Origin of the sequence: Proteus sp. FZP2095 (assembly GCF_023701425.1) — a bacterium.
Taxonomy (GTDB): Bacteria; Pseudomonadota; Gammaproteobacteria; order Enterobacterales; family Enterobacteriaceae; genus Proteus; species Proteus cibarius.
Window position 1 is genome coordinate 1 of sequence record NZ_JAMQBJ010000012.1, and the last position, 3,540, is coordinate 3,540.

Annotated in this window: 3 protein-coding genes and 1 pseudogene; 1 reads left to right on the forward strand and 3 read right to left on the reverse strand. The window is 38.3% G+C overall.

Translation table 11 applies throughout. The annotated features are described in order from the left end of the window. The first annotated feature begins 54 nt into the window (after positions 1 to 54). Positions 55 to 411 (forward strand): helix-turn-helix domain-containing protein, encoded by a 357-nt coding sequence (locus tag NBG71_RS18570; protein WP_260280703.1) that lies wholly within the window; start codon positions 55 to 57, stop codon positions 409 to 411. A gap of 189 nt (positions 412 to 600) precedes the next feature. Here NBG71_RS18570 and NBG71_RS18575 read toward each other — a convergent pair whose 3' ends face one another. The 3 genes and pseudogenes from NBG71_RS18575 to NBG71_RS18585 form a co-directional block, all read right to left on the reverse strand. Beyond that, complete coding sequence (locus NBG71_RS18575) at positions 601 to 1,485, reverse strand: Mph(E) family macrolide 2'-phosphotransferase (RefSeq protein ID WP_000155092.1); 885 nt, start codon at positions 1,483 to 1,485, stop codon at positions 601 to 603. A gap of 55 nt (positions 1,486 to 1,540) precedes the next feature. Next, positions 1,541 to 3,016: an ABC-F type ribosomal protection protein Msr(E) gene (gene msr(E) / locus NBG71_RS18580; RefSeq protein ID WP_000052512.1), complete on the reverse strand. Its 1,476-nt coding sequence runs from the start codon at positions 3,014 to 3,016 to the stop codon at positions 1,541 to 1,543. Positions 3,017 to 3,465: 449 nt separating this feature from the next. Further along, a pseudogene (locus tag NBG71_RS18585) lies at positions 3,466 to 3,540 on the reverse strand (IS6 family transposase); the annotation flags it as partial.

Sequence of the window (3,540 nt, forward strand, 5' to 3'; positions counted from 1 at the left end):
AGTACCAGCGTACGGCCCACAGAATGATGTCACGCTGAAAATGCCGGCCTTTGAATGGGTTCATGTGCAGCTCCATCAGCAAAAGGGGATGATAAGTTTATCACCACCGACTATTTGCAACAGTGCCTTCAAACCAGTGACAGCATTACTCATTCAATCTTGGAACTCATCAACAATATGTTGATTGATCTTCTGGCAACAATGGCCCGCCTAGACAATGAGAAACGTATAGAACGTATTAAGCAGGGCCTGGCACGTTCGGGTTACAAACCAACAGGCAAGAAGGCAAATGAGGCTAAACATAAACGAATAAAAGAATTGCTAGTAGTTGGCAATATGACTAAGGAAGAAATTGCCAAAGCAGTGAATTGTGGAGTTGCAACTGTCTATCGAGTTGCTAAAGTTATCTAAAAGAGGCTTATCTCAACGCGCCCCCAATGGGGCACCGCTGCATTCAGGTTACTTCACATAAGAAATTTTATGTTAAATGATTGTTAGAAATGCCCCTTGATCGAGGCATTTTCTATAAAGAATACTAAAAACTAATTAAAGCCAACCAAGTTTCAAAACAAGGCAGTTCTCAGCAATCATATTTTTAAATTATATAACTCCCAACTGAGCTTTTGCTCCAACGATAAGGCTTTCATTTTGAGTTTCTAAGGCAAATAAACCATACATCAAAGGAGAGGCCGCTGCTCTTTCTAAAGTCTGTTCATATAGTTTATTCCAAACTTTACCCCCTAGTTTTTCATACTCGATGATTAGAGTTTTGAGGCTTTCTTCTCCAAACAAAGTTACATGCCCAGCAAAATCAATCGCTGGGTCATCTATATGGGCTGTTGACCAATCAATAACGCCTGAAACAGCTCCATCCTTTGAAGCTAGTACATGCCCAGCATATAAATCGCCATGTATAAATTGGGTGAAATCTGCCCATAGAACATCATTATCCAACCATTTTCTGTAGCGGGTTTCCAATTGCTCACTTATACCAATTTCAGATTTTACTAACTGCAAATTGTTTGCTATTTCAGGTCTTAAATCTGAAGGTTTCATAATTTTCAAATCATTTTCCCGAACTTCTTTTTCAGGAATACTATGGATTTCAAATAAGGTTTTTGCCAAAGATGTTATGTATTTCGGGCTATCTTTGTCCATATTCCAAATTATTTCATAGGTTTCAGCATCCAAATTTAAAACAGGATTATCTTTAAGTATGGGATAAGCCACTAATTCTGTAGATGAAATTCTCCAATCAGGAACCTCTACAGAAAGATGTTTTTTTACCAATTCTAAAATGCGTTTTTCTTTCTTGATTTGTTCCCTCATGCCATCACGACGAGGAATACGCAGCAACCATTGTTGCCCCTTTGTATCAAGAGCAAAAACGACCTTAAAATCAATGCCCATTTCATTGAAATTCATTTTGTCCGTAAGCAACAAGCCGTGTGCTTCAGCAAGTGATTGAATATCTTGAATTGTCATTTTTAATTTCCTTTAAAGAGTTCAATAATTAATGTTCGGATTAGATTGGCTATCATTAACAATCTCTCTCAAAAGTCTTGATGATTTTGTGGTCTTTGATCTCGTAGATAATGTCAGCAATATTATCGACCAATTGCTTGTCATGAGATACGAAGATAATAGTTCCTGCATAGGACTTCATCATTGTTTCTAATGCGGCAATACTTTTTAGGTCAAGATAGTTTCCTGGTTCATCCATAAGCAAAATATTATATTTTCCTAAAAGCATTTTGGATAAAAGCAGTTTGATGATTTCACCTCCCGATAAGTCGGATAAGTTTTTTTGAATATCATTCGCTCCGATCCCCATTGAAGCCAATACTGCACGAATTTCCGCAACTGTGTACTCGCACTCTTCCTGCATAAAGGAGAGCACAGATTTATGCGTGTTAAATTTATATCCTGTTTGTGTAAAGTAGCCAATTTCAGCTTTTGGAGATATGGTTAATCCATCAGCACGTTCTGATATCATTTTTAACAAGGACGTTTTCCCTGTTCCATTCGATCCAGTTATAGCGACTTTAGCGCCAAGCGGTATTATAAAGTTAGCGTCATCAAAGATAGTACGGCTACCAAATTTTAAGCTCAGACCATCTGCCGTAATCGGGAACTTATTGTGCAGTTCTAGGGCTGAACTTTGACGAAAACGAATAGAACGCAAATGCTCTGGTGCTTGAATATCTTCTAATGCAGCCAAACGCTTTTCCATACTCTTAGCTGCCTGATACAGTTTTCTTTGCTTGGTGCCAGTCATTTTTGCATGCCCAAGTCGTCCAGCACTTTCGGTAGAGTTTTTGGATTTTTCTCCTTTTTTCTTATTGTCTAATCGATTAGCTTGCTGGCGTTTTTCTTGCACAGCAGATTCTAATCGCTCCCGTTCCTTCATCATCAGCTCATATTCTACGGCTTGGTGTTGTCGCTCTTCTTCTTTTTGACGCAAGTAATCCGAGTAACCACCCCAATATTCCGTAATTTTACCGTCTTTTAACTCCCATATCTTGTCTACAACCATATCAAGAAAATATCGGTCATGACTGATAACAAGTAATGCTCCATCAAATGCTTTAAGTTGACCAATAAGTAGATCTATTCCATTGAGATCAAGGTGGCTGGTTGGTTCATCCGCTAGAATGCCATGTACTTGTTGGGAAAATGCGGCAGCAATTTTTGCACGAGTTTCCTCTCCGCCACTCATTGTGTCGTTTTGTACATTGGAAACACCAAGGCGAGATAACATTGCCCGGTCTTCGACCGTTTCTATTTCGATTCCGCCCAGTTGGCTGATATGTGCAAAATCACCAAAACGCTGTAATGTCGCTTCGGCTAAAACAATTTCGCCATTAAGTACTTTGAGTAAACTACTCTTTCCTGCTCCGTTATCACCCACAAGACCAATACGGTCATAAGAGTGAATTTCCAATTCATCAATATCCAAAACATCACGCCCAGCATAATCCAAGCGTATGTTTCTCGCTTTAATAATTAAACTCATTTTTATTTACTCCTGTTTAGCTCTTGAAATTTTTTATGCAGCAAACAGGATTTAGGTGAAAACAAAAGCTAGCATCACAGTGTCCTCCCAAAAAAAAAGCTATTCATCCACAGGGTGGACAAATAGCTAGTCAATTAAGTTATAACTGGAAACTATGCACTAAAAGCATACTTATAAATTAAGCATACTTTTACTTTATATATCCGCATATATTCTTAAAGACACAACAAAAGCCCACCATTATAAAATAGTGTCACTATGCAAATAGTTGTGTCTTAACGAATGCGGATAGAATGCATAAACTTACCTAAAAAATAAAATTCAGTTTTATGATAACTTTACTGTTAAAAGAAGTCTAGACAACCTTGTTTTATGCTTGGATATAAGGCTTATTTTAGGCACTGTTGCAAAGTTAGCGATGAGGCAGCCTTTTGTCTTATTCAAAGGCCTTACATTTCAAAAACTCTGCTTACCAGGCGCATTTCGCCCAGGGGATCACCATAATAAAATGCTGAGGCCTGGCC